Below are 21,949 nucleotides of genomic sequence, written 5' to 3'. Positions count from 1 at the left end.
GTGAGGGCCCCGCTCCCCGGTGCGGTACCGGGGAGCGGGGCCCTCACAGCGGACCGAGCTGGAGGCTCAGAAGCGGCGCGTGATCAGCGCCCGCTTCACCTCCTGGATCGCCTTCGTCACCTCGATGCCGCGCGGGCAGGCGTCCGTGCAGTTGAACGTGGTGCGGCAGCGCCACACGCCGTCCTTGTCGTTCAGGATCTCCAGGCGCTGCTCGCCCGCCTCGTCACGGCTGTCGAAGATGAAGCGGTGCGCGTTCACGATCGCGGCCGGGCCGAAGTACTGGCCGTCGTTCCAGAACACCGGGCACGAGGACGTGCAGGCGGCGCAGAGGATGCACTTCGTCGTGTCGTCGAAGCGCTCGCGGTCCTCGGCGGACTGCAGGCGCTCGCGCGTCGGCTCGTTGCCCTTGGTGACCAGGAAGGGCATCACGTCGCGGTAGGCCTGGAAGAACGGCTCCATGTCCACGACGAGGTCCTTCAGGACCGTGAGGCCCTTGATGGGCTCGACCGTGATCGGCTTGGCCGGGTTGATGTCCTTGATCAGGGTCTTGCAGGCCAGGCGGTTCTTGCCGTTGATCCGCATGGCGTCCGAGCCGCAGATGCCGTGCGCGCAGGAGCGGCGGAACGTCAGCGTGCCGTCCAGATCCCACTTGATCTTGTGCAGACCGTCGAGGACGCGCTCCTTGGGGTCGATCTCCAGCTGGAAGTCTTCCCAGGTCGCCTCCGCCGAGACCTCCGGGTTGAAGCGGCGGATCCGGAAGGTGACGGTGATGAGGTGGGACGAGGCCGCGGCGTCCGCCTCGACCTTGTCCATCGTCGGGGTTGCCATCAGTACTTACGCTCCATCGGCTGGTAGCGGGTCTGGACGACCGGCTTGTAGTCGAGGCGGATCGAGTCCTTGCCGTCGTCGGCGACCTCGCGGTACGCCATGGTGTGGCGCATGAAGTTGACGTCGTCGCGGTTGGGGTAGTCCTCGCGGTAGTGACCGCCGCGGGACTCCTTGCGGGCGAGGGCCGAGACCGCCATGACCTCGGCGAGGTCGAGCAGGTTGCCCAGCTCGATGGCCTCCAGGAGGTCGGTGTTGAAGCGCTTGCCCTTGTCCTGGACCGAGACGTTCTTGTAGCGCTCGCGCAGCTCGGCGATCTTCTCGACGGCCGTCTTGATGGTCTGCTCCGTGCGGAACACCATCACGTTGGCGTCCATCGTCTCCTGGAGCTCCTTGCGGATCTCCGCGACCCGCTCGGTGCCCCGGGAGTCGCGCAGCTGCTCGACCAGGTCGGCCACGAGCTGCGCCGGGTTCTCCGGCAGCTCCACGAAGTCGGCCTTCGCGGCGTACTCCGCGGCGGCGATGCCCGCGCGGCGCCCGAAGACGTTGATGTCGAGCAGCGAGTTGGTGCCCAGACGGTTGGCGCCGTGCACCGACACGCAGGCGACCTCGCCCGCCGCGTACAGGCCCGGGACGACGGTGGTGTTGTCCGCGAGGACCTCACCCTCGACGTTCGTCGGGATGCCGCCCATGGCGTAGTGCGCGGTCGGCTGGATCGGGATCGGGTCCGTGTACGGCTCGATGCCGAGGTACGTGCGCGCGAACTCCGTGATGTCCGGGAGCTTGGCGTCGAGCTGCTCCGGCGGGAGGTGCGTGAGGTCGAGGTAGACGTGGTCGCCCTCGGGACCGCAGCCGCGGCCCTCGCGGATCTCCGTGTAGATGGAGCGCGAGACGACGTCACGGGACGCGAGGTCCTTCATGACCGGCGCGTACTTCTCCATGAAGCGCTCGCCGTCCTTGTTGCGGAGGATGCCGCCCTCACCGCGGGCGCCCTCCGTCAGCAGGATGCCCATGCGCCAGATGCCGGTCGGGTGGAACTGGAAGAACTCCATGTCCTCGAGCGGCAGCCCGCGCCGGTAGCAGGCCGCCTGGCCGTCACCGGTGAGGGTGTGCGCGTTGGAGGTCACCTTGAAGAACTTGCCGGTGCCGCCGGAGGCGTAGATGACGGCCTTCGCCTGGAAGACGTGGATCTCGCCGGTGGCCAGCTCGTACGCGACGACGCCCGCGCTCTTCTTGACGCCGTCCTCCTCCACGATGAGCTGGTCGAGGACGTAGAACTCGTTGAAGAACTCCACACCCTCCTTGACGCAGTTCTGGTAGAGGGTCTGGAGGATCATGTGGCCGGTGCGGTCCGCCGCGTAGCAGGACCGGCGCACCGGCGCCTCGCCGTGGTTGCGGGAGTGACCGCCGAAGCGGCGCTGGTCGATGGTGCCGTCCGGGGTGCGGTTGAACGGCAGGCCCATCTTCTCCAGGTCGAGGACCGCGTCGATGGCCTCCTTCGCCAGGATCTCGGCGGCGTCCTGGTCGACCAGGTAGTCACCGCCCTTGATCGTGTCGAAGGTGTGCCACTCCCAGTTGTCCTCCTCCACGTTGGCGAGCGCGGCGGCCATGCCGCCCTGCGCCGCGCCGGTGTGGGAGCGGGTGGGGTAGAGCTTGGTGAGCACGGCGGTGCGGCTGCGCTTCGTCGCCTCGATGGCGGCGCGCATGCCGGCGCCGCCCGCGCCGACGATGACGGTGTCGTACTTGTGAATCTTCACTGGGGTCGCCTCGGCTTTAGCGGATGTTCGGGTCGAAGGTGAAGATCACCAGCGTGCCCAGGAGGATGGTGAACACCGTGGCGGTGTACAGCAGGCCCTTGAGCCACAGGCGCGTGTTCGGACGCTCCGCGTAGTCGTTGATGACCGTGCGCAGGCCGTTCGCGCCGTGCAGCATGGCGAGCCACAGCATCAGCAGATCCCAGACCTGCCAGAACGGGGACGCCCAGCGGCCCGCGACGAACGCGAAGCCGATCTTCGAGACACCGCCGTCGAGCACCAGCTGGATCAGCAGGTGCGTGATGACGAGGACGACGAGGACGACGCCGGACAGGCGCATGAACAGCCACGCGGCCATCTCGAAGTTGCCGCGGGTGGCGCGAGGCGTCTTCGACGTGCGCTTGCGGGGGGCCTCGATGACGGGCGCGGGGTGGTCGGCGTCGTAGAGGGAGTCACCCTCGACGGGGCCCACTCCGGACTTCTCAAGCGTGGTGTCGGACATGTCTGGCCTCAGCTCCCGAACAGTTCACGGACGGCGTGGCCGAGGACCGGGTACAGCGCGCCCACCATCAGGACGACCCAGATGCCCACGACGGTCCAGAGCATCTGCTTCTGGTAGCGCGGGCCCTTCGACCAGAAGTCGACGGCGATCACACGCAGGCCGTTGAGCGCGTGGAAGAGGATGGCGGCGACCAGGCCGTACTCGAGGAGCGCGACGATCGGCGTCTTGTAGGTAGCCACGACCTCGTCGTACGCCTCGGGCGAGACGCGGACGAGAGCGGTGTCCAGCACATGTACGAACAGGAAGAAGAAGATGAGGACGCCGGTGACTCGATGAGCCACCCAGGACCACATTCCTTCCCGGCCGCGGTACAGCGTTCCAGCCGGCACGGAAGAACCCTCCGGGAGCGGGGATTGGGGCCGGCCGGCTTCTCTGTCGGACGAGCCCGGCCGGGTACGGTCCACCGGCCGCTCGTCATCGTATCGACGAGTTGTCGGTGGGCTTGCCCGGGGTCCTCGGGTGTGATCAAACAGGCAATCAAACTGGTACGTACGGGCTATCGCTGCGCGTGGGCCGGGACGGATCCGGCTGCCGGGACGGGAGCGGAACGGAAATGTCCTGCCAGTTGTGGACAAGTCGGGTGAGTCGGGCGCGGGCCGCGCGCCGCAGCTCGTCCGCGGCCAGCGCGAGCTCCTCCTCCGGGCCGTTGCCGAGCCGGTCGCGCAGGGAGGCGAGCAGGTGGTCGAGGGCCTCGCTGGGCGCGGTGGCGTCCGGGCAGAACACGAAGGCGTGGCCGAAGCGGCTCTCGTACGCGGCGTGGGCGGCGCGCAGGGCGGTGGCCGCGGCGGCGCAGGCGCTGCCCGGCGCCACGGCCGGTTCGAGCGGCTCGGCGGCCAGGGCCTCGGTGAGGTCGGCGGGGGTCAGGTCGTACGCGGCCTCGTCGGCGGCGGCGAGCAGCGCGTCGAGGTCGGGGTAGGGCCGGTGGGCGGCGAGCCTGCGCGCCCAGTGGCTGCTTCCGCAGCAGGTCAGAAGGGTGCGCTGGGCCTCGTCGGCGGACGCGGTGTTCAGGGGCTCCAGCGGTCCCGTCGGAGAGGCCGGAGATCCCGTGGTGTCCGGTATGGCGCGGTGCGACGGCAGGGGGGCTCCTCGGCGGAGGGCAAACGGGTGAGTGACGGGGCGCCACGCTATCGGGGTGGCGGGAGGGGTGTCCGACCGCTCTGCGGAATCGGCGCGGCGAATTCATCCGGATGGGAGAGTTTGGCGGCACCGAGTGGACGGGCGGGGCCGGGGAACCGGGGCTTAGCGTGGGGGTGTGGACGCCTTGATGTGCGAGCGAGCGGTGCGGGCCGTGCGGACGGTGCGGGGCGCGCGGACGGTGCGGGCGGTGCGGGCCGCGCGAGCCGTGTCGGCCGTGGGAGCCGCGCGGGCCGCCGTGGCCCCGGGGGCCACGGCGGTGGGCGCCGACGGCGGTGACCGGCGGTGACGCGGCGGCGCGCGGCCCTCGTCGGCGGAGGCGTCGTCGCGGCGGGAGCCGTGGTCATAGCCCTGGTGGCGTGGCCCGACGGCGACGGCGACGGCGGGAGCGGGCGGCGGAGCGGCCGGGCCCCCACGTCCGCCGAGCCCACGCCCTCGCGGTCCTACGCCCTGTCCAAGGCCCCGCGGACCATACCCGCCGTGCGCGAGCACACCCCGGCCCGCGGCCCCGGCTGGCGCCCCGGGCCCGGGGGACGCGTGGTCGTGGGCGCCCCGGAGCTGCGGGACGAGGCCCGGCTCCTCGCCGGTGAGCTGCGGCTGCGGTACGGGGGCGGGACGCGGGCCCGCCCGGGCGACGTACGGCTCGACCTGGAGGACGGCCCGGCGGGCGGGAACCCGGAGGCGTACACGCTCACCGTGAAGGACCGCGTCGTCCGCGTCAGCGCCCCCGCGCAGGCGGGCGTCTTCTACGGCACCCGCACCCTGAAGCAGGCCGTGCGCGCCGACGGGGCCGCGCCCGAGGGCGTCGTACGGGACGCGCCCGCGAAGCCGCGGCGCGGGTTCATGGTCGACATCGCCCGCAAGCCCTTCCCGGCCGAGTGGATCGAGCGGCGCGTGCGGGAGCTCGGCGACCTCAAGTACAACGAGCTGGGCCTGCACTTCTCCGACGACCAGGCGTTCCGGATCGCCTCGGAGTCGCACCCGGAGGTGGTGTCCGCCGACCACCTCACCAAGGAGCAGGTGCGGCGCATCGTCGACCTCGCCGCGAGCCGCCACATCACGGTCGTGCCGGAGATCGACTCGCCCGGGCACCTGGGCGCCGTACTGAAGGCCCACCCGGACCTCCGGCTGCGCGACACCCGGGGCGTGGCGACGCGGGGGGCGGTGGACCTGGCGAACCCGAAGGCGGCCCGGATCGTCGACGACCTCCTGCGCGAGTACGGCGAGCTGTTCCCCGGCGGGCAGTGGCACATCGGCGCCGACGAGTACCAGGCCCTGGCCGTCCGCGACCCGGAGGCGTCCTATCCGCGCCTGGCCGCGGCCGCGCGCGAGCGGCTCGGCCCCGGCGCCCGGATCCAGGACCTGGCGACGCGGTGGCTGAACGACCGGGCGCGGGCGGTCGGCCCGGCGCGTGCGGTCCGCGCCTGGAACGACGGCTTCTTCCGCGGCGGCACCACGGCCGTCGACGAGCGCGTCGAGGTCGCGTACTGGACCGGCAAGGAACTCGGCGCCCGCGACCCCGTGGAGTACCTGCGCGAGGGCCGCGAGGTCGTCAACTACAACGACGAGTACCTCTACTACGTCCTGGGGGAGCCGAACGACTTCGCCTACCCCACCGGCCGGCGCGTCTACGAGCAGTGGACCCCGCGCGTCCTGCGCGGCACCCGGCCGGTCGACGCGGCGTACGACGACCGGATCCTCGGCGCGGTCTTCGCCGTCTGGTGCGACCTCGCCGGGGCCCAGACGCAGGAGCAGGTGGCCCGGGGCATCCGGATGCCGCTGCGGGCGACGGCGCAGAAGCTGTGGGACGCGCGGCGGCCCGCGGTGCCGTGGCGCGACTTCGTGGACCTCGCGGGGCGGGTGGAGGACGGGGGCTGACGGCCCCGCCGGAGTTTGAGGACACGCCTGCGCGGGCCAACTAGGGGGGAAAGGGGCACGGCCCTCTATGGTGTGCGGCCACGGCAGCACAGGCACGGTGCGAGTACGACGGGGGCGGGGATGGGTTACTGGGGCTATTACGTCGTGGGGAGGAGCGCGCTTCCGCTGGGGAAGTGCACGGCGCTCGCGGGGGCGCGGGACGCGCTCGAACTGCTTGAGCGGCGGCCCGACGGCTGGCAGGTGTGGGAGTGCCCGAGCAAGGCCACCGAGGAGGCCAAGGACATCGGGAGCATGAACGCGCTCGCCGCCGAGACCGGCGCGCCCGCCCTCTTCGGCTATGTGATGGACAGCGACTGCGTGGTCGTCGAGGCGGCCGCGCCGGAGAGCGGCGTGTGGACGACGTGCCTGGCGCGGGACGCGATGGCCGGGTACCTGGCCGCCGGTGACCTGACGGTCGAGGACTACTTCCTCGAGCCGTCCGACGCTGCCGAGCGCGCCGTCGCCTGGGCCGCCGAGGCGGGCCGCACCGCGCGCTCCCCGGCGCTGCTCGACGTGCTGCGCGCCGATGCCGAGCCGTCCGCGGAGCAGCTGTTCTTCCGGTTCCTCGACCGGCTCGGGGTGCTGCCGCAGTAGCCCCGCCCCAGCAGCGCTTTTCGGCCGCAGTGACGGAAACGGGCCGTCGGACGCTGTAAGGGCATGTGAAGCCAGAAGAGTCACGTGCGAGCTTGGTGGAACTGATCGCCCAGGCCGATGAGACGGGTCTCGCCGCGAGCGGGCTCGCCTGCCTCGACCGGTGCGTGCCGCTGTTCGGCGACGGCGTCGACGAGCAGGTCCTGCGACCGCTGTGGGCGAACCTCGCGGACGGCACGGCGTGGGACGGGGCGCTCGCCGGGGTGCGGCGGACGCTGACGGCGGAGCGGGCCGGGGAGAGCGGTGCGGGCGGGGCCGGGCCCGCGCGTCCGGGCGGCGGTGAGGCGGCCGCGCTCGCCCGGCGCATGCTCGCCGCCGTGCCCGCGGAGCGCACCGCGGGCGCCCTGCGGACCTGGGCCGACGGCTGCTCCGCCGCGGCGCTCCAGGTCCACCGTCTGCTCGACGCCACCGACGAGGGCGTGGCGCCGCTGGTCGCCGCCGAGCTGCGCCGCCAGATACGCGTCCTGGAACTGCTCGGCGGGGCCGCCCCCGGCGGCGGTCTGCGCCAGGTGCTCGACGTGTCGACGGAGGGCCGCCGGGTGCTGCGAGCAGCGATATCACGCCGAGCAAGGAGCACTCCTTGAGGTGGAGCGCCCCTTGGGGAAGCGCCCTTCAAGGGGCGCGGGGAACTGCGCGACCGGCCACGACGCACCCGCAGACGGCCACGACGGTCAGACCTACGGCGCGAGCACCTGCCCGAGACGAGCCCCCGCAGGAGTCCCGAGCTGAGCCCGCGCGTAGTAGACGCCGCTCGTTCGCACCACCGCGCCGTTCTTGTCGGTGTCCAGCTGAAGCACCGTCCCGTCCCCCTTGTCCTCGCCCTCGGCGCCGATCGCGAGGTCGGGGTGGCCGTTGCCGTCGAAGTCGGCGAGCGAGACCGAGGAGCCGAGCCGGTCGCCGGTCTCCGTGACACCGGGGACGTCCGGCTCGTCCTGGCTGACGGCGAGCGCGCCCGTGCCGGTCAGGCCCGAGCGGGAGCCCTTGAGCAGCAGGGACGTGCCCGCGTCCGTACGGGCCTTGCCCGCGCGCGTGATGTCCTCGCCCGGGGCGCCGGTGAGCACGTCCGCGCAGCCGTCGCCGTCCACGTCGGCCGCCGCGACCGACCAGCCCATCGCGTCGCCCGCCTCGGCCGCGCCGGGCACTCCTGCCGTGGCCTGGTGGACGGTCCGCGCGCCCGTGCTCGTGAGGCCGCCGGAGCCGCCGTTGACGACCGTGACCTGGCCGCCCGCGTGCGCGCCCGACTCGGAGGTGTACGGCTGGCCGATGACCAGGTCGTCGTAGCCGTCGCCGTTCACGTCGGCCGCGGCGACCGAGCGGCCGCCGGGGGTGGCGAGCGGGCCGACGCGGCTGAGGCCCGAGCGGGTGCCCCGGAACCAGACGGCCTTGGCCCGGCCCGCCGTGTCCCGGTAGGTGAGGGCCACGTCCGCGTACCCGTCGTGGTTGAAGTCGCCGGACGCGGCGGCCGGGAAGGAGATCGCCCGCTCGGCGGAGGTGATCGTGCCCGCCGCCTCCTGGTCCGCCGAGAACCGCGCGGCCCAGCTGCCGCCCGTCCCGGTGGCCGCGGCGAACACGTCCGCCCTGCCGTCCTTGTTGAAGTCGCCGACGGCCACGGCCGAGCCGAAGCGCGCGCCGCCGTACGCGAAGTCCTCCGACAGCTGCATGTCCGTGCCCGAGGCGTAGTCCGGCCCGTACAGCATGGTGACCGCGCCCCGGTCCTTGTGGCCCGCGGTGTCGTCCTCGCCGGGCGCGCCGATGACGAGGTCGGGGTGGCCGTCGCCGTTCAGATCGCCCTGTGCGGTGGCGGCGGCCCACTCGTCGCCCGGCTCGTCCAGGCCGGGGACGCCGGGGCTCGACTGGGTGAGGTTCTTGCGCGCGGTCGCGTCGGGGCCGCCGGCCGCGCCCGGCAGGACGCTCAGGGCGCCCGTGGAGCCGCCCGCCCGGGGCATGCCCGCCACCAGGTCGGCGGCGCCGGTCGCGGTGGCGGTGCCGGTGCCGGTGGCCGCGTGCGCCACCGCTCCCGTGCCGCTGACGGCGGCGCCGCCGAGGACGACGCTGCCCACGGCGAGCCAGGCCTTGTGCTTGAGGGTCACGTACCCCACCCCTTGAGAACTCCTGAGCTCATGAAGCGAACTCCCGGTGAATCAACGAGTTCGTAAGACTTATGGGCGGCGCGGAGGGTTGTACGGGGTGGTGGGAAAGGGCGCGTGATGTATCCCGCACGCCTGTGGTGTGACATCCAAGCGCTCCTGTGCGCAGGGTTCATGAGAAACGTATGAGAAGACCGACGGAAGCGCGGACACGTGGGCGCGCGGGCAGAGCGGGGCAAAGACGGTGGGAACTGTGGGGCTGAGGGCGCGGCGTGCGACTCGGGGCGGCGCGCGCCGCCGGTGGACGCGGGCCGCGGCCGTCGCGCTCGTGGCCGGTTCGCTCGCGTCGGTCACGACGGCCTGCGGCGGCGAGCGGGGGCCGGTGCGGCTGAGCGGCGGCACGTTCGAGAAGGAGCTGCCCCGCGACGAGGCGCGCGGCCAGCGGCTCACCCTGCGGGCCGTGGAGCTGATGAAGGCGACGCACTCGATGCGGATCAACGTCGCCCAGACCAAGGGGTCCGTGGCGGCCGGCACCGCGCAGCGCCAGGAGGTGACGCTGCACGTCGACCGGGAGAGCAACTGCACCGGCACGGTCGAGGAGGGCATCATGCGCGGCGACCTGATCATGATCGAGGGGCGCGCGACCTATGTGCGCTTCCAGGACTCCTCGCTCGACGCCCTCGGCTCGCTGGCCCGGGAGCGCGGCCCCGCGGTCGCCGCGCAGATGGAGCGGCGCATCGGGCTGCTGCGCGGGAAGTACGTGAAGTTCCCCACGGGCGACGGGAGTTCGGGGCGGCGCGTGATGCCGTCGGCGCAGTGCGACCTGGACGAGGTGCTCGGCCACCTCGACGGCGTGGGCGGCACCACCACCATCCGCGCCCAGGAGGCGACGTGGCGCTACGGCCGCCGGGTCATACCCCTCGTGGAGCGGCAGGACGGCACGGACACCACCGTCTACGTCGCGGCGCGGGGCAAGCCGTACCTGGTCGCGATGGAGATGGAGGAGAGCGGCGGCGAGCGCATGACCATGCGGATCTCCGACTACGACGAGCCGGTCGAGGCGAAGGCCCCGCCCGCCGCGCAGACGGTCGACGCGAGCGAACTCCAGGGCTTCGGCGACGGCACCGGCCTCTTCCAGGTCTGACGTTCCGGGCCACGAGGACCGGCGCGGCGGACGGCGACGTGGGAACGGCCGGGGCCGCCACCCCCCACAGGAGAGGCCCCGGCCGTCACACGGCACGAACCGCGTGGCGGTCCGTACTCCCTACTGCGTCGGGGGTGCGTTTTCTGTCACACCTCACCGAGTCACCCGCTAGTTGCGCGTTGTACAAACATGGACGTGCACGGCTTTCACGCCGTAGCGTGCAGTTTCGCGCCGTGTCGCGACCCACCACCGTGGGCCGCTGCCAGGCGGACCGCGAGCGGCGGACGGCGCGCCATGAGACCCGTGAGAGCCGCGCCTGGCCAGGCGCAGAGGGGCCCGCAGTGCAGGGGGAGGACGACGCCGAGCTGACCGCCGCCGTGCTCGCGGCGCAGGCCGGGGACGAGACCGCGTTCCGGACGGTGTACCGCGCCGTGCACCCGCGGCTGCTCGGCTACGTACGGACGCTCGTCGGTGATCTCGACGCCGAGGACGTGGCGTCCGAGGCGTGGCTGCAGATCGCCCGCGACCTCGACCGGTTCGGCGGCGACGCGGACCGCTTCCGCGGCTGGGCGGCGCGCATCGCCCGCAACCGCGCCCTCGACCACATCCGCATGCGCGGGCGCCGCCCCGCGATCGGCGGCGACGAGACCGAGCTGACCGGAAAGCCCGCCGACGCGGACACCGCGGGCGAGGCCATGGAGTCGCTCGGCACCGACGCGGCGCTCGCGCTGATAGCCCAGCTCCCGCAGGACCAGGCGGAGGCCGTCGTGCTCCGGGTCGTCGTCGGCCTGGACGCGAAGAGCGCGGCCGAGACGCTCGGCAAACGCCCCGGAGCGGTGCGTACCGCGGCCCACCGCGGGCTCAAGCGGCTCGCCGAACTGATGGGCGCCGACGACGCCGCGCGGGCGCGCGGACTCGGCGCCGTACCCCCGCAGCCCGACCCGCACGGACGCGCGGTGCCCCCGTCCCCCTGTGTGACGCATTCGCGTACGCGGACGCAGAAGGACATGTGATGGCCGACGAGCAGGACAAGTGGCTGGACCGTGTCGCGGCGGAGCGTTTGCTGCGCGGCGAGCGGCTCGACGGCATCGGCGATCACGACCGCGAACGGGCCGAGCGGCTCGCCCAGACCCTCGCCGCGCTGTCCGCGGGCAAGCCCGCGAAGACCGGCGAGGACGGCGAACTCCCTGGTGAGTGCGGTGCGTTGGCCGCGTTCCGGGCGGCGCGGGGCGGACAGACGTTCGTGTCCGAGGCGGCCGGTGCCGCTGGTGCGGTCGGTACGGGCGCGGCCTCGGGCGGCGTGTCCGGCGTGGCCGGTGGCGCCCCCGACCCGGTCGACGAACCCGTGCGGATCGGCGGCCCCGCCGCCGCGCCCCGGCCCGTGCGCTGGGGGCGCCCCCTGCGGCTCGGTGTCGCGGCGGCCCTCGCGGCCTGCATGGCCGGCGGGGTCGCGGTCGCGGCGGGCACCGGGGTGATCCCCTCCCCGTTCCACCGGGACGACCGGGCGCCCGCCACCAGCGCGTCCCCGGTGCAGACGCCCGACCGGCCGCTGCGCAGCCCCTCGACCGACGCCGCCGCACCGCCCGACGAGGTGCCCGACGCGGAGGACTCGCCCCTCGGCGACGACACGTCCGCCGAGCCGGACCCCTCGGCGACGTCGGAGGGCTCCGAGCGCTCCGCCGCCCCGGACGAGGGCCGCGACCGGGGCGCCACGGGCTCGCCCGGCACGGACGCCGTCGACCCGGGCGAGGACGGCAAGCGCAACGGCCGCAAGTGGTACAAGCACGTGGTCTCCGCCTGCCGCGACTACCGCAGCGGCGGCCTCGCCACCGACAAGCGCCGCCGCCTTGAGGAGGCCGCCCGCGGGGCGGAGCGCGTGCGCGCGTTCTGCGAGCGCGTCCTGGACGGCAACGGCAACGGCAAGGACCAGGACGACGACGAGCCCGGCCGCGGGAACGGCGGCGGCAACAGCAACGGCGGCGGCAACGGGCACGGCAACGACGGGGACGACGAGGACGACGACCACGGCGGCGGGCACCTGCCCGGCGGCGGCCACCACGGGGGCCGCCCCGGGGGCGGCAGCCAGGTTCCGCCCGTCACCCTGCCGCACCGTCCCCGGCCCGTCCCGTCGTACACGGCGGCCCCGGTCTTCTGACGCCGCCCACCCCCGCTGACGCGGCGTCCCCCGATCCCGCCCGCGCCCTTTGTCGCGCTGGCGCGCTCGTCCTCAAACGCCGGACGGGCCGGATGGCTGCCGGTGCGGACCGGATCTCGGCCGCGGACGCGCGTCTCGACTGCGAGCCGCAGACGGGGTCCGGCCGCGTCGGAGACTTTCAGCCCGTCCGGCGTTCGAGGACGAGGCGCGGAGCGCCGATGGGGCCGGTCGGGCCCGCCGCCACGGTGTGACGCAAGCCGCATCCGGCCCCTGTGACACTTTCCGGCCCCCCGGCGCAGTAAAGAGTGAGCCGACTGGTCATCGGCCCGCGCACGAGCCGGGGTTCCCCCCGTACCTACGGCTCCGTGCCATTGGCGCGGGCGGAATTCGTTCCCCCGATTCCGCCCGCGCCCTCACTCGCCGCCCCGGCCGGACCACCGGCCCCCGGCTACCGGTAGATGACCACCCGGTCCCCGTCCTGGACCTTCTTGAAGAGGTCGGCGATCCGCCGCTCGTCGCGGACGTTCACGCACCCGTGCGACGCCCCGGCGTACCCGCGCGCCGCGAAGTCGGACGAGTAGTGCACGGCCTGGCCGCCGCTGAAGAACATGGCGTACGGCATCGGCGTGTCGTACAGGGTTGAGACGTGGTGGCGGGACTTCCAGAAGACCGTGAAGACGCCCTCGCGCGTCGGGGTGTACTCCGAGCCGAAGCGGACGTCCATCGTCGACAGGGCCTTGCCGTCGACCATCCACGTCAGCGTGCGGCTCTCCTTGCTGATGCACAGCACGCGCCCGGTCAGACAGCGCCGGTCGGGCTCGGCGGGCGGCATGCCGCCGTCCGGATACAGGGCGTAGCGCGTCGGCTCGTCCGTCATGCGCAGGAGCCGCGCCCAGGTGCGGGTGTCCGTCGCGCCGGTCGGGGCGAGGCCCCGCTTGCCCTGGAAGCCCTTGACCGCGGCGGCCGTCGCCGGGCCGTACAGACCCGTCGGGTACTGGTGGAACCAGCTGAGCTGCCGCAGCCGGGCCTGGAGCTCGCGCACCCGCTCGCCCCGCTTGCCCTGCGCCATGAGCACCGGGCCCGGCGGGGGCGGCGGCGTCGCCTTCGGCGGGGGCGGGGTCCACGACGGCGGTGGCGTCGGCTTCGGCAGCTCGGACGGGGGCAGCTCGGCCCGCGAGACGGGGGACTTGATCTTCGGTGTGGGGGAGCGCGAGGGCGTGGGGCCGGGAGCGTGCGGAGCCGTGCGCTTCGGCGGAGCCGCCTTGGCGTCGTCCCTGTCTCCCCTGCCGTCCCGCCCCGCCGTGCCGACGGCCTGCGCCGTGCATCCGCAGGCCAGGGTCAGCGCGACGACGGCACCCGCCGCCGCACGTCCCCTGGCTTTCGCGACCCTGCCCATGGATCCCCCACGTCACCTCGTGTCACTGCGATGGCCAACCCTCCGCAGTGTTTCCCACCCGCGAAGGATTGTGAACCACGCCTCGACGAGGGCCCGTTGGGGCTCAGTGGTGCCAGGCCGAGCCGTTGACGTTGTGGATCATCCGCTGGAGGACCTTGAGCGCCCGTACGTACTCGGCGTCGTCGATGCCCTCGTGGATCTGCTGCCGGGTCTCCAGCTGGCGCGCGGCGACCCGCTGCTGGAGGGCGTGCCCGGCCTCCGTGCGGGCCAGCCCGCGCACCCCGCCCTCGGTCTCCTCGGTGAGCAGCTTCCGCCGGAGCAGGGCGTCGATGTTGTGCTCGATGCCGCCCTCGCCGAACTCCAGGTAGCCGCGCAGGACCCCGACGACCTCCGCGCGGTCGCGGGGTCCGTCCGCCGGGACCTGGTTGAGGACCCACCACTGCGGCTGGGTGAGGCCCTCCTCGGCGAGCATCGTGCGGATGTGGTGCACGACGGCCTGGCCCGCGGCCGTACTCCAGTAGCCGATGGGCTGGTTGACCAGCTCGGCGTCGCTGTGGGAGGGGGTGAAGACGGGCTTGGTGTCGTTCGTGTCGTTCGTCATGACCACGAAAGTAGGACCTCAAGCTTGCTTGAGGTCAACTGGCTCCGGAGGTCTTCTCCGCTCCGGCCCGCCCAGGCCACGTAGCCGTCCGGGCGGACGAGGAAGAGGCCCTCGCCGTAGCCGTCCAGGGATTCCGTTCGGTGGGTGTGCACCAAGTCGCCGTTGACGGCCGGGGGTTCGGCCTCCGCGCCCACTGCGAGGAGGGTGAAGTGCGGGCCGCGGAAGGCGTCGAAGACGCGTCCCGTGCCGAGGCGGCCGTCCGGGGCGCGGTCGCCCGCGCTGAGGCCGCCCTCCGGCAGCGGGGTCCCGGTGCCCAGGGACAGGGGCGAGTCCCGGTACTCCAGGCCGAGCTGGCGCGTGGCCGCGCCCCTGCGGGCCTGGCCGCGGTGGATGCGGGTGGACAGGTCCAGCATCCGCGCGGCGTTGGGCAGCCGCTCCTCCTCGTACGTGTCGAGCAGCGCGTCCGGCGCCCCGTGCCGCAGGACGAGGCCGAGCTTCCAGCCCAGGTTGTAGGCGTCCTGCACGCTCGTGTTGAGGCCCTGGCCGCCCGCGGGCGAGTGCACGTGGGCCGCGTCGCCCGCCAGGAACACCCGCCCCGCCCGGAAGCGGTCCGCGAGCGCGGCGCGCGGCCGGAAGTCGGAGGCCCAGCGCACCTCGGTCACGTCCTCGGCCGCCAGGTGCGTGCGCGCGGCCACGGCCTCGCGCACGCCCGCGGGCGAGGTGTCGGGCGCCCCGCCGTCGGCGAACTGGGTGGTGAGCTGGAAGTCGGGCGTGCCCGGCAGCGGGCAGAGCGCGGTGAAGCCCGCGCCGGGCGACGGCGGGAAGATGTGCCAGTTGTCGCGGTCGAGCGCGCCCTCGCGGACGCGGACGTCGGCGACGAGGATCGGCTTGGGGTCGACGGTCTCGCCCGTCATGCCGATGCCGAGCGCGTGGCGCACCGCGGAGCGGCCCCCGTCGGCCGCGACGACGTAGGCGGCCCGGACCGCGGAGCCGTCCGCGAGGCGCGCGGTGACCCCGGTCGTGTCCTGGTCGAGCCCGGTCACCTCCGTGCCGAAGGCCACCGCGCCGCCGAGCTCGGTCAGGCGCGCGTGGAGGATCTCCTGCGTGCGCCACTGCGGCAGCAGCCACGGCCCGGTGTAGGGCGCGGCCTCCGTGGCCCTCGGCTCGTCGAACATGCGGTACTCGCCCTGCCGCCTGCCCCCGGCCCACCGCATGCCCACCGGGGCCGGGCCGCCCGCCTCCAGGACGGCGCCGACGACGCCGAGGTCGTCGAGGACCTCAAGGGTGCGCGGCTGGATCCCCTTGCCGCGCGAGCCGGGGAACAGCCCCGGGGCGCGGTCGACGACGAGCGCGGGCACGCCGCGCCGGGCGAGGTCCACGGCCAGGGCGAGGCCGGTGGGGCCCGCGCCCACGATGAGGACGTCCGTCTCCACGGGGCCCGCTTCCGCGCGGTCCGCCCCTGCTTCCTTAACGCTGTTAAGTGCCATGCCCGGAGCATGCGCTTAACGGTGTTAAATTGTCAAGGTGGCTACGACACGACTGGACCGCACCCGCGTGGCGCGCGTCGCCCTCGACCTCCTGAACGAGACCGGCCTCGACGGGCTGACCCTGCGCGCGATCGCCCAGCGCCTCGACGTCAAGGCCCCCGCCCTGTACTGGCACTTCAAGGACAAGCAGGCGCTCCTGGACGAGATGGCGACGGAGATGCTGCGCCGCATGGCGGCGGACCTGACGGGCGGCCCCGACCCGGCCGAGGGGGACTGGGCCGCCGCCCTCACCGGGGCCATGCGCGCGCTGCGCCGCCACCTCCTGCGCTACCGCGACGGCGCGAAGGTCTACAGCGGCACGCACTTCACCGACATCTCCTACGCCGCGCCGATGGAGGCCCAGCTGCGCCGCCTGACCCGCGCGGGCTTCACCCCGGGCGCCGCGGCCCGCGCCTGGCTGACCGCGTACAGCTACATGATCGGCTACGTCATCGAGGAGCAGGCCACCGGCCCGGACCCGGCGGCGGGCGAGGGCGGCTACGACCTGGCCGCCCGCGCCGAGCGCCTGAAGGACTACCCCCTGGCCGCGGCCGCGGGCGAGGAGATGTTCCGGGGCTACGAGAACGGCTTCGAGACGGGCCTGGCGGCGGTGGTCGCAGGCATCGGAGCGACCCTGCGCACGAGCACGTCAGATTGAGCCCGTCCGGCGATTGAGGACGAGCGCGCAGCGCGATGCGGGAACGGGCAGAGGGAAACGGCGAGGAGGCCAACGGCGTGCGGGGTCGCGGGGTGCGCCAAGCACCCCGCACCCGCACACCCAACGGGGCCGCCCGGGCCGCCCGGGCCCCCGGAAGGGGCCAGCCCTGGGCTTCAGCCCAGGGCAGCCCGCTTCAGGGACCGCGCCCGCCGCGCGACCTTGCGTACCGCCGCGTTGCGCGGGATGAACGCCAGCTGCACCGGAATGCCGCCCGGCAGCGCGAGCGCCGTCAGGCGGCGCTTCTTGAAGTACCGCCAGGTGCGGTCGTTCAGGTGGGCCGCCAGATACGCCTCGGCGGCCGGGCGCAGGCTCGGGTAGATCTTGGGCTGCATGGCGAAGCCCACCGCGCGCACCAGGCCGGTCAGCGCGCGCAGGTCGGGGCGCGCGTCCTGGTGGGCGACGGCGTCCCGGTCGGCCAGGTCCGGCAGCAGGGCGTCGACGAGGGTCACCGGGACGCGGTTGCTGTTCTCGTACGGCTTCAGGCGCTCCAGGAGCAGCTCCGTGCCGACGCGGGCCACCGGCAGGTCGTAGAACGCGGACGCGGTGAGCAGCGCCGTGGAGAAGCAGCCGACGACGAGCGCGGGCCGCATCCGCTGGTAGAGGACCTCCGCGAGCACCGGCGTGTCCAGGACGGTCAGCTCGACGCCGATCCGCTCGGCCTCCTTCTCCAGCTGCCGCGACCAGCGCGCCGGAGCCGTCGGGTGGGGCTTGAACACCACGCGGGTGTGGCCGAGTTCGGCGGCGCCGCGGAGCATGGAGGCGTGCAGCTCCTCCTCTTCCTCGGCGGTGAGGATGCCGAGCGCGGACAGGTACTGGCCGAGCAGCAGCGCCGGTTCGCTGATCCGGGGGAGCGCGTCGATGACGCCCGTGTGGGACTCGTCGTCGGCGAGCTCGGCGAGGACCTTCACGAAGGTGTCGGTCGGAACGACCTCCTGCTCCACGCCGAACTCCGTGAGCAGCAGGGGCTTCAGGCCCGGCACCAGGTCGAGGTGGAGCAGCCGCCGCACCCGGGTGCCGACCAGCGGGTCGAGCTTGCTGCGGGTCGGGCCGTAGCTCATCAGGCCGTCGGCGTAGACGTCGACGGGCGCGCCCTCGAAGATGCGCGCGACCGCGAGGGCCGGGTTGACCTGGATCGACTCGACGGCCAGCTCGACGCGGTCGTCGCCGAGGCCCCAGGCCAGGCGCACGTACCGCTCCCACAGCGGCAGGTCGTCGCCGCGCGGGGACCAGCCGCCCGGGTGGAAGGGGGAGATGGTCTCGTTCCAGGAGACCACGTCGTCGAAGCGGGTCCGCAGCTTCTCGAAGCCGGGCATCGTGGCGACGGACGGCGTGGTCTCGGGCGTCGCCGCGTTGTTGGCGATCAGCAGGACGCGCCGGTCGGCCGGGCCGAAGCGGTCGGTGTCCAGGGCGGCGGCGAGCGTGGCGATGCCGTACAGCGTGGACGCCAGGAAGATCTGCGTGGTGCCCCGGCGGTGGTCGGGCGTCGCGGCGACCATGGCCGCGGTGTGCGGCTCGCGCACCGCGGGCCCGGCGCCCGGCAGTCCGGCGGCGCTCACGCGGCCACCTCCCCGGCACCGACCGGACGGCGGCGCAGGCGGCGCAGCCGGGTGGCCCGCTGGAGGTCCATGGAGTCGAGCGCCTCGTCGAGGACGCCCTGCGGCATCCGCTTGAGCGCGGCCGCGCTCAGCGTCTTCAGCTTTCGCGCCACCGCCGGCTCGAACCTTTCGATTGATCCCAAGTGATGGGAGATGATCGCGCAATATGTACGGACCGCCTTCGGGAGCAGCTTGTCCGCGTCGCGGTCCTCGGCCGTCTCGCGCACCACCTGGTCGAAGGCCTTGATGAAATCGAGCTGGCGCACATCGCCGATCTGTGTGAGCGACGAGGAAACACCGCGTCGGTAAAAGACCCCCAAGAGGCTGACCGCCGCGAACGTTTCCGCCTCGCGGTGCAGCCGCCAGATCCACGGCCGGTCCTCCGCGGTGCGCAGACCGTGGGTGAAGTGCAGCAGACCGCGGTCCAGGAGGCGGCGGTGGTAGACGCCCGCCCAGGCGAACGCGTAGTCCACGGACGTGGAGCGGTCCGCGGGCAGTATGACGTCGCGCGGGCTCATCACCACGCCGCGCCTGCCGTGCGGGACGCGGTGCACGCTGCGGGCGCGCGCCGTGCACTGCACATGGTCGGTGCGCACGAAGTCGCACCCCAACTCCTCGATGGAGGCGACCAGTTGCCCGAAGTATCCGGGCGCGAGCCAGTCGTCGCCGTCGAGGAACGTGAGGTACTCGCCGCGGGCCGCGTCCAGACCCGTGTTGCGGGCGGTGGCCAGGCCTCCGTTCTGCTCGTGTCTGAGGTGCACGGCACCGGGGAGCTCGCGCGCGGCCCGCTCCAGGATGTCCGGCGTCTCGTCCGTCGAGCAGTCGTCGACGAGAATGAATTCGAAGTCGTCACGCGCGTTCGCACGCAAAGACTTCAAGGTGTCGGGCGCGTATTGCTGCACGTTGTAGAACGGCACGATGACGGAGAGCTTAACCACGTGCGAGACGTTAGGTGTCGGCCCGGCATTCGTCTTGACCCGCGGTGGGATGTCAGGTGAACGAAGCGTGGCGGAATGGTTAACCGGGCTTCCCGTCACACCTTTGCCATGCCGCTTCGCCATTCGTCGGCACGCTGTTAACCGTTTGTTGCACCTGAGTTGGGCCATCAATCGGAATGCCTTCCTAGCGTCTTCGCTGTGCCAGTAAGCAACAAGACGACGCGGGTCGCCGTGCTCGCCGACTCCGACACCCGGTGGAAGTGGGGCGCGCTCACCGCGCGGCGCCTCGTCGGATCCACCGGAGCCCAGGCCGCCCCCCACGCCGCCGCGGACGTCCACGTCGACGGATATCTGCTGCGCGGCCGGGCCACGCCGACGCCCCGCCAGCTCGAAGAGGTCGGCGTGCGCGCGGACAGCCTGCGCGAGGTCACGGCGATCGAGTTCCTGAGCGAGATGCGGGGCCGGGCCGCGGAGTACGACGTCCTCGTGCTCGCCCTGGTCGGCGGCGGCGTCCAGGCCGTCCTTCACGGCCTCGCCCGCGACTGGGCGGGCACCCGGCGGCGGCCCGTCGTCGTCACCGGCTACGTCGGCGTCGTCTACGAGAAGCTCGCCGACGGCCTGCTGCTCCGCCACGGCGCGGACGTCGTCCTCGCCAACTCCCGCCAGGACGCGGACCGTTTCCGCGCCGTGTACGAGGGCGTGGGCGCCGACGCCGGCAGCGTCACGGAGGCCGCCCTGCCCTTCCTCGGCGGTGAGCCCTACGCGCCCCGCGACCCCTACACGGTCGTCTTCGCCGCCCAGCCCTCCGTACCGGAGAAGCGCGCCGAGCGCACGTATCTGCTCGACCGCCTCGTCCGGCACGCGCGGCTGCACCCCGAGCGCGAGGTCCTGCTCAAGCTGCGCAGCAAGCCCGGCGAGCACACCACGCACATCGAGGAACTGCCGTACCAGAAGCTCGTCAAGGGCATGGACGCGCCGCCCAACTTCCGCCTCGTCTACGGGCACATGGGCGAGGTGCTCGACCGCACCGACCTGCTCGTCACGGTCAGCTCCACGGCCGCGCTCGAGGCCCTGCACCGGCGCATCCCGACGGCCGTCCTCACCGACTTCGGCATCCGCGAGGCGCACGGCAACCACCACTTCATCGGCTCGGGCTGCCTCGCCTCCTGGGACCAGCTCGACACCGGCCACGTCCCGGAGCCCGACCCGGCCTGGGTCGCGCGCCAGGGCGTCGCCGCCGACGGCACGTACGACACGGCCTTCGACGAGGCCCGCAAGCGGGTCGCGGAGCTCGTCGGCCGCGCGGCCGAGGGCGGGCTGCCCCCGCTCCAGCCCTACTACACCCAGGTCACGGCCCCCGGCTATCTGCCCGGCATCCTCGCCCGCCACCACCTCGGCCCCGACGGCGCGCCGCTGCCCGGCGCCCCCACCGCCGACCGCGAGCCGGGCCCCGTGCGGCAGGCCGTCCGCAGCGCGGCGCGCGGCGCCTACCGGCACGGAGTGCAGCGCGTCGCGCCGGTGATCCGGCGGATGGGCGAGCTGTGACCGGCCCGCGCCCGGACGGCCGGGCCGTGATCCCGCAGCAAGGCCAGTACCCCCCATCAGGCACCCCTGACGCACCTGGCACCACTGAAGGAGCCTCCATGTCCAAGGCCCACCCGGAGGGCGCAGCGGCACGCCGCGTCCTCGCCGTCATCCCCGCGCGGGGCGGCTCCAAGGGGGTGCCGGCGAAGAACCTCGCACCGGTCGGCGGGGTCCCGCTGGTGGCCCGTGCGGTCCGCGCGTGCACCGCGTCCCGCCTGGTCACCCACGTCGTCGTGTCCACCGACGACACGGTCATCGCCGAGACCGCGCGCGCCGCGGGCGCCGAGGTGGTCCTGCGCCCCGCCGCCATCGCGGGCGACACCGCGACCAGCGAGGCCGCCGTCCTGCACGCCATGGACGCGCACGAGGCGCTGCACGGCGTACCGGTGGACGTGGTCCTGCTCGTGCAGTGCACCAGCCCCTTCATCACCCGCGAGGACGTCGACGGCATCGTGGCGGCGATCGTCGAGGGCGGCGCCGACACGGCCCACACCGTGGCGCCCTTCCACGGCTTCGTCTGGCGCGACGCGGGCGACGAGCCGCCCGCCATCGAGGGCGAGCGCACCGCCGAGGAGGGCGGCTCGACCAAGGTCGTCACCGGCACCGTCACCTCCGGCGGCTACGGCGTCAACCACGACAAGTCCTTCCGCCCCCGCCGCCAGGACCGCCCCCAGGACCTCCTGGAGACCGGCGCCGCCTACGGCATGGACGCGACCGGCTTCCGCGCGCACAAGCACCGCTTCTTCGGCCACACCGAACTGGTGCGGACCGACCCCGCGCGCGTCCTGGAGATCGACGACCCGCACGACCTGGCCCGCGCCCGCGCCCTCGCCCCGCTCTTCGACGCGGTGCGCTCGGGCGACGAGGCGGCCCTTCCGACCCGCGACGACATCGACGCGGTCGTACTCGACTTCGACGGCACCCAGACGGACGACCGGGTGCTGATCGATTCCGACGGACGGGAGTTCGTCACCGTGCACCGCGGTGACGGCCTCGGCATCGCGGCCCTGCGCAGGTCGGGCCTGAAGATGCTGATCCTGTCCACGGAACAGAACCCGGTCGTCGCCGCGCGCGCACGCAAGCTGAAGCTCCCCGTGCTGCACGGCATCGACCGCAAAGACCTCGCACTGAAGCAGTGGTGCGAGGAGCAGGGCATCGCTCCCGAGCGCGTGCTCTACGTCGGTAACGACGTCAATGACCTCCCGTGCTTCGGCCTGGTCGGCTGGCCCGTGGCGGTCGCGAGCGCCCACGACGTCGTACGCGGCGCCGCACGCGCGGTCACCTCCGTCCCCGGCGGTGACGGCGCGATCCGAGAGATCGCCGCCTGGATCCTCGGCCCCTCCCTCAACAGTTAAGGAAAGT

At 73.4% G+C, this 21,949-nt stretch carries 21 protein-coding genes; 10 read left to right on the top strand and 11 right to left on the bottom strand.

The window, feature by feature from the left end:
- Nucleotides 1-66 precede the first annotated feature (66 nt).
- From AC5WAM_RS16055 to AC5WAM_RS16035, 5 genes are all read right to left on the bottom strand, one after another.
- Complete coding sequence (locus tag AC5WAM_RS16055) at nt 67-828, bottom strand: succinate dehydrogenase iron-sulfur subunit (protein ID WP_138961441.1); 762 nt, start codon at nt 826-828, stop codon at nt 67-69.
- Entirely contained in the window at nt 828-2,582 is a 1,755-nt protein-coding gene (gene sdhA, locus AC5WAM_RS16050; RefSeq protein ID WP_495522966.1) for a succinate dehydrogenase flavoprotein subunit, read from the bottom strand. The genes AC5WAM_RS16055 and sdhA overlap by 1 nt, the downstream gene beginning before the upstream one ends.
- A 16-nt stretch (nt 2,583-2,598) precedes the next feature.
- Complete coding sequence (locus AC5WAM_RS16045) at nt 2,599-3,081, bottom strand: succinate dehydrogenase hydrophobic membrane anchor subunit (protein WP_172385184.1); 483 nt, start codon at nt 3,079-3,081, stop codon at nt 2,599-2,601.
- An 8-nt stretch (nt 3,082-3,089) separates the two neighbouring features.
- Entirely contained in the window at nt 3,090-3,470 is a 381-nt protein-coding gene (gene sdhC, locus AC5WAM_RS16040) for a succinate dehydrogenase, cytochrome b556 subunit (protein WP_138961444.1), read from the bottom strand.
- Nucleotides 3,471-3,618: 148 nt separating this feature from the next.
- Entirely contained in the window at nt 3,619-4,110 is a 492-nt protein-coding gene (locus tag AC5WAM_RS16035) for a 2-oxo-4-hydroxy-4-carboxy-5-ureidoimidazoline decarboxylase (RefSeq protein ID WP_495523596.1), read from the bottom strand.
- Between the two features lie 283 nt (nt 4,111-4,393).
- Between AC5WAM_RS16035 and AC5WAM_RS16030 the strand changes: the two genes are divergently transcribed.
- The 4 genes from AC5WAM_RS16030 to AC5WAM_RS16015 all read left to right on the top strand — a co-directional run bounded on the left by AC5WAM_RS16030 (nt 4,394) and on the right by AC5WAM_RS16015 (nt 7,427).
- Nucleotides 4,394-4,564 (top strand): hypothetical protein, encoded by a 171-nt coding sequence (locus AC5WAM_RS16030; RefSeq protein WP_495522965.1) that lies wholly within the window; start codon nt 4,394-4,396, stop codon nt 4,562-4,564.
- Entirely contained in the window at nt 4,561-6,153 is a 1,593-nt protein-coding gene (locus AC5WAM_RS16025) for a beta-N-acetylhexosaminidase (RefSeq protein ID WP_495522964.1), read from the top strand. The genes AC5WAM_RS16030 and AC5WAM_RS16025 overlap by 4 nt, the downstream gene beginning before the upstream one ends.
- Nucleotides 6,154-6,273: 120 nt before the next feature.
- On the top strand, nt 6,274-6,786 hold the full coding sequence (locus AC5WAM_RS16020) for a hypothetical protein (protein WP_366789259.1): 513 nt from the start codon (nt 6,274-6,276) through the stop codon (nt 6,784-6,786).
- Nucleotides 6,787-6,878: 92 nt separating this feature from the next.
- Nucleotides 6,879-7,427: a hypothetical protein gene (locus tag AC5WAM_RS16015; protein ID WP_366789260.1), complete on the top strand. Its 549-nt coding sequence runs from the start codon at nt 6,879-6,881 to the stop codon at nt 7,425-7,427.
- Between the two features lie 93 nt (nt 7,428-7,520).
- Here AC5WAM_RS16015 and AC5WAM_RS16010 read toward each other — a convergent pair whose 3' ends face one another.
- On the bottom strand, nt 7,521-8,933 hold the full coding sequence (locus AC5WAM_RS16010; RefSeq protein ID WP_495522963.1) for an FG-GAP and VCBS repeat-containing protein: 1,413 nt from the start codon (nt 8,931-8,933) through the stop codon (nt 7,521-7,523).
- A 325-nt stretch (nt 8,934-9,258) separates the two neighbouring features.
- On the opposite strand from AC5WAM_RS16010, the gene AC5WAM_RS16005 reads away from it, so the two are divergent.
- The 3 genes from AC5WAM_RS16005 to AC5WAM_RS15995 all read left to right on the top strand — a co-directional run bounded on the left by AC5WAM_RS16005 (nt 9,259) and on the right by AC5WAM_RS15995 (nt 12,229).
- Nucleotides 9,259-10,074 (top strand): hypothetical protein, encoded by an 816-nt coding sequence (locus AC5WAM_RS16005; protein ID WP_366789262.1) that lies wholly within the window; start codon nt 9,259-9,261, stop codon nt 10,072-10,074.
- Nucleotides 10,075-10,415: 341 nt separating this feature from the next.
- Complete coding sequence (locus AC5WAM_RS16000) at nt 10,416-11,087, top strand: RNA polymerase sigma factor (RefSeq protein ID WP_366789263.1); 672 nt, start codon at nt 10,416-10,418, stop codon at nt 11,085-11,087.
- Complete coding sequence (locus tag AC5WAM_RS15995) at nt 11,087-12,229, top strand: extensin (protein WP_495522962.1); 1,143 nt, start codon at nt 11,087-11,089, stop codon at nt 12,227-12,229. The genes AC5WAM_RS16000 and AC5WAM_RS15995 overlap by 1 nt, the downstream gene beginning before the upstream one ends.
- Before the next feature lie 448 nt (nt 12,230-12,677).
- Here the strand turns inward: AC5WAM_RS15995 and AC5WAM_RS15990 are convergent, their stop codons facing one another.
- The 3 genes from AC5WAM_RS15990 to AC5WAM_RS15980 all read right to left on the bottom strand — a co-directional run bounded on the left by AC5WAM_RS15990 (nt 12,678) and on the right by AC5WAM_RS15980 (nt 15,713).
- Nucleotides 12,678-13,625: a L,D-transpeptidase family protein gene (locus AC5WAM_RS15990; RefSeq protein WP_495522961.1), complete on the bottom strand. Its 948-nt coding sequence runs from the start codon at nt 13,623-13,625 to the stop codon at nt 12,678-12,680.
- Nucleotides 13,626-13,728: 103 nt separating this feature from the next.
- Nucleotides 13,729-14,226 (bottom strand): winged helix DNA-binding protein, encoded by a 498-nt coding sequence (locus AC5WAM_RS15985; protein WP_366789266.1) that lies wholly within the window; start codon nt 14,224-14,226, stop codon nt 13,729-13,731.
- Complete coding sequence (locus AC5WAM_RS15980; protein WP_495522960.1) at nt 14,223-15,713, bottom strand: FAD-dependent monooxygenase; 1,491 nt, start codon at nt 15,711-15,713, stop codon at nt 14,223-14,225. The genes AC5WAM_RS15985 and AC5WAM_RS15980 overlap by 4 nt, the downstream gene beginning before the upstream one ends.
- 28 nt (nt 15,714-15,741) lie before the next feature.
- Between AC5WAM_RS15980 and AC5WAM_RS15975 the strand changes: the two genes are divergently transcribed.
- A complete protein-coding gene (locus AC5WAM_RS15975; RefSeq protein WP_495523595.1) occupies nt 15,742-16,410 on the top strand; it encodes a TetR/AcrR family transcriptional regulator C-terminal domain-containing protein in 669 nt (222 codons plus the stop codon).
- Nucleotides 16,411-16,583: 173 nt separating this feature from the next.
- Here the strand turns inward: AC5WAM_RS15975 and AC5WAM_RS15970 are convergent, their stop codons facing one another.
- A complete protein-coding gene (locus AC5WAM_RS15970; protein ID WP_366789334.1) occupies nt 16,584-17,966 on the bottom strand; it encodes an alpha-2,8-polysialyltransferase family protein in 1,383 nt (460 codons plus the stop codon).
- 56 nt (nt 17,967-18,022) lie between these two features.
- A complete protein-coding gene (locus AC5WAM_RS15965) occupies nt 18,023-19,003 on the bottom strand; it encodes a glycosyltransferase family 2 protein (RefSeq protein ID WP_366789269.1) in 981 nt (326 codons plus the stop codon).
- Between the two features lie 198 nt (nt 19,004-19,201).
- On the opposite strand from AC5WAM_RS15965, the gene AC5WAM_RS15960 reads away from it, so the two are divergent.
- On the top strand, nt 19,202-20,548 hold the full coding sequence (locus AC5WAM_RS15960) for a DUF6716 putative glycosyltransferase (RefSeq protein WP_366789270.1): 1,347 nt from the start codon (nt 19,202-19,204) through the stop codon (nt 20,546-20,548).
- 98 nt (nt 20,549-20,646) lie between these two features.
- Entirely contained in the window at nt 20,647-21,942 is a 1,296-nt protein-coding gene (locus tag AC5WAM_RS15955; protein WP_495522959.1) for a cytidylyltransferase domain-containing protein, read from the top strand.
- Nucleotides 21,943-21,949 lie beyond the last annotated feature (7 nt).

This window comes from Streptomyces sp. JLYT201 (genome assembly GCF_059448825.1).
The sequence above is the reverse complement of the archived record's forward strand: the minus strand, read 5'-3'. Positions and strand labels throughout refer to the sequence as shown.

Coding starts and splice junctions, on each gene's coding strand:
- AC5WAM_RS16055 (WP_138961441.1), bottom strand. CDS start 828: ATGGCAACCCCGACGATGGACAAGGTCGAGGCGGACGCCGCGGCCTCG.
- AC5WAM_RS16045 (WP_172385184.1), bottom strand. CDS start 3,081: ATGTCCGACACCACGCTTGAGAAGTCCGGAGTGGGCCCCGTCGAGGGT.
- AC5WAM_RS16020 (WP_366789259.1), top strand. CDS start 6,274: ATGGGTTACTGGGGCTATTACGTCGTGGGGAGGAGCGCGCTTCCGCTG.
- AC5WAM_RS15995 (WP_495522962.1), top strand. CDS start 11,087: ATGGCCGACGAGCAGGACAAGTGGCTGGACCGTGTCGCGGCGGAGCGT.
- AC5WAM_RS15990 (WP_495522961.1), bottom strand. CDS start 13,625: ATGGGCAGGGTCGCGAAAGCCAGGGGACGTGCGGCGGCGGGTGCCGTC.
- AC5WAM_RS15985 (WP_366789266.1), bottom strand. CDS start 14,226: ATGACGAACGACACGAACGACACCAAGCCCGTCTTCACCCCCTCCCAC.
- AC5WAM_RS15980 (WP_495522960.1), bottom strand. CDS start 15,713: ATGGCACTTAACAGCGTTAAGGAAGCAGGGGCGGACCGCGCGGAAGCG.
- AC5WAM_RS15970 (WP_366789334.1), bottom strand. CDS start 17,966: ATGGTCGCCGCGACGCCCGACCACCGCCGGGGCACCACGCAGATCTTC.
- AC5WAM_RS15955 (WP_495522959.1), top strand. CDS start 20,647: ATGTCCAAGGCCCACCCGGAGGGCGCAGCGGCACGCCGCGTCCTCGCC.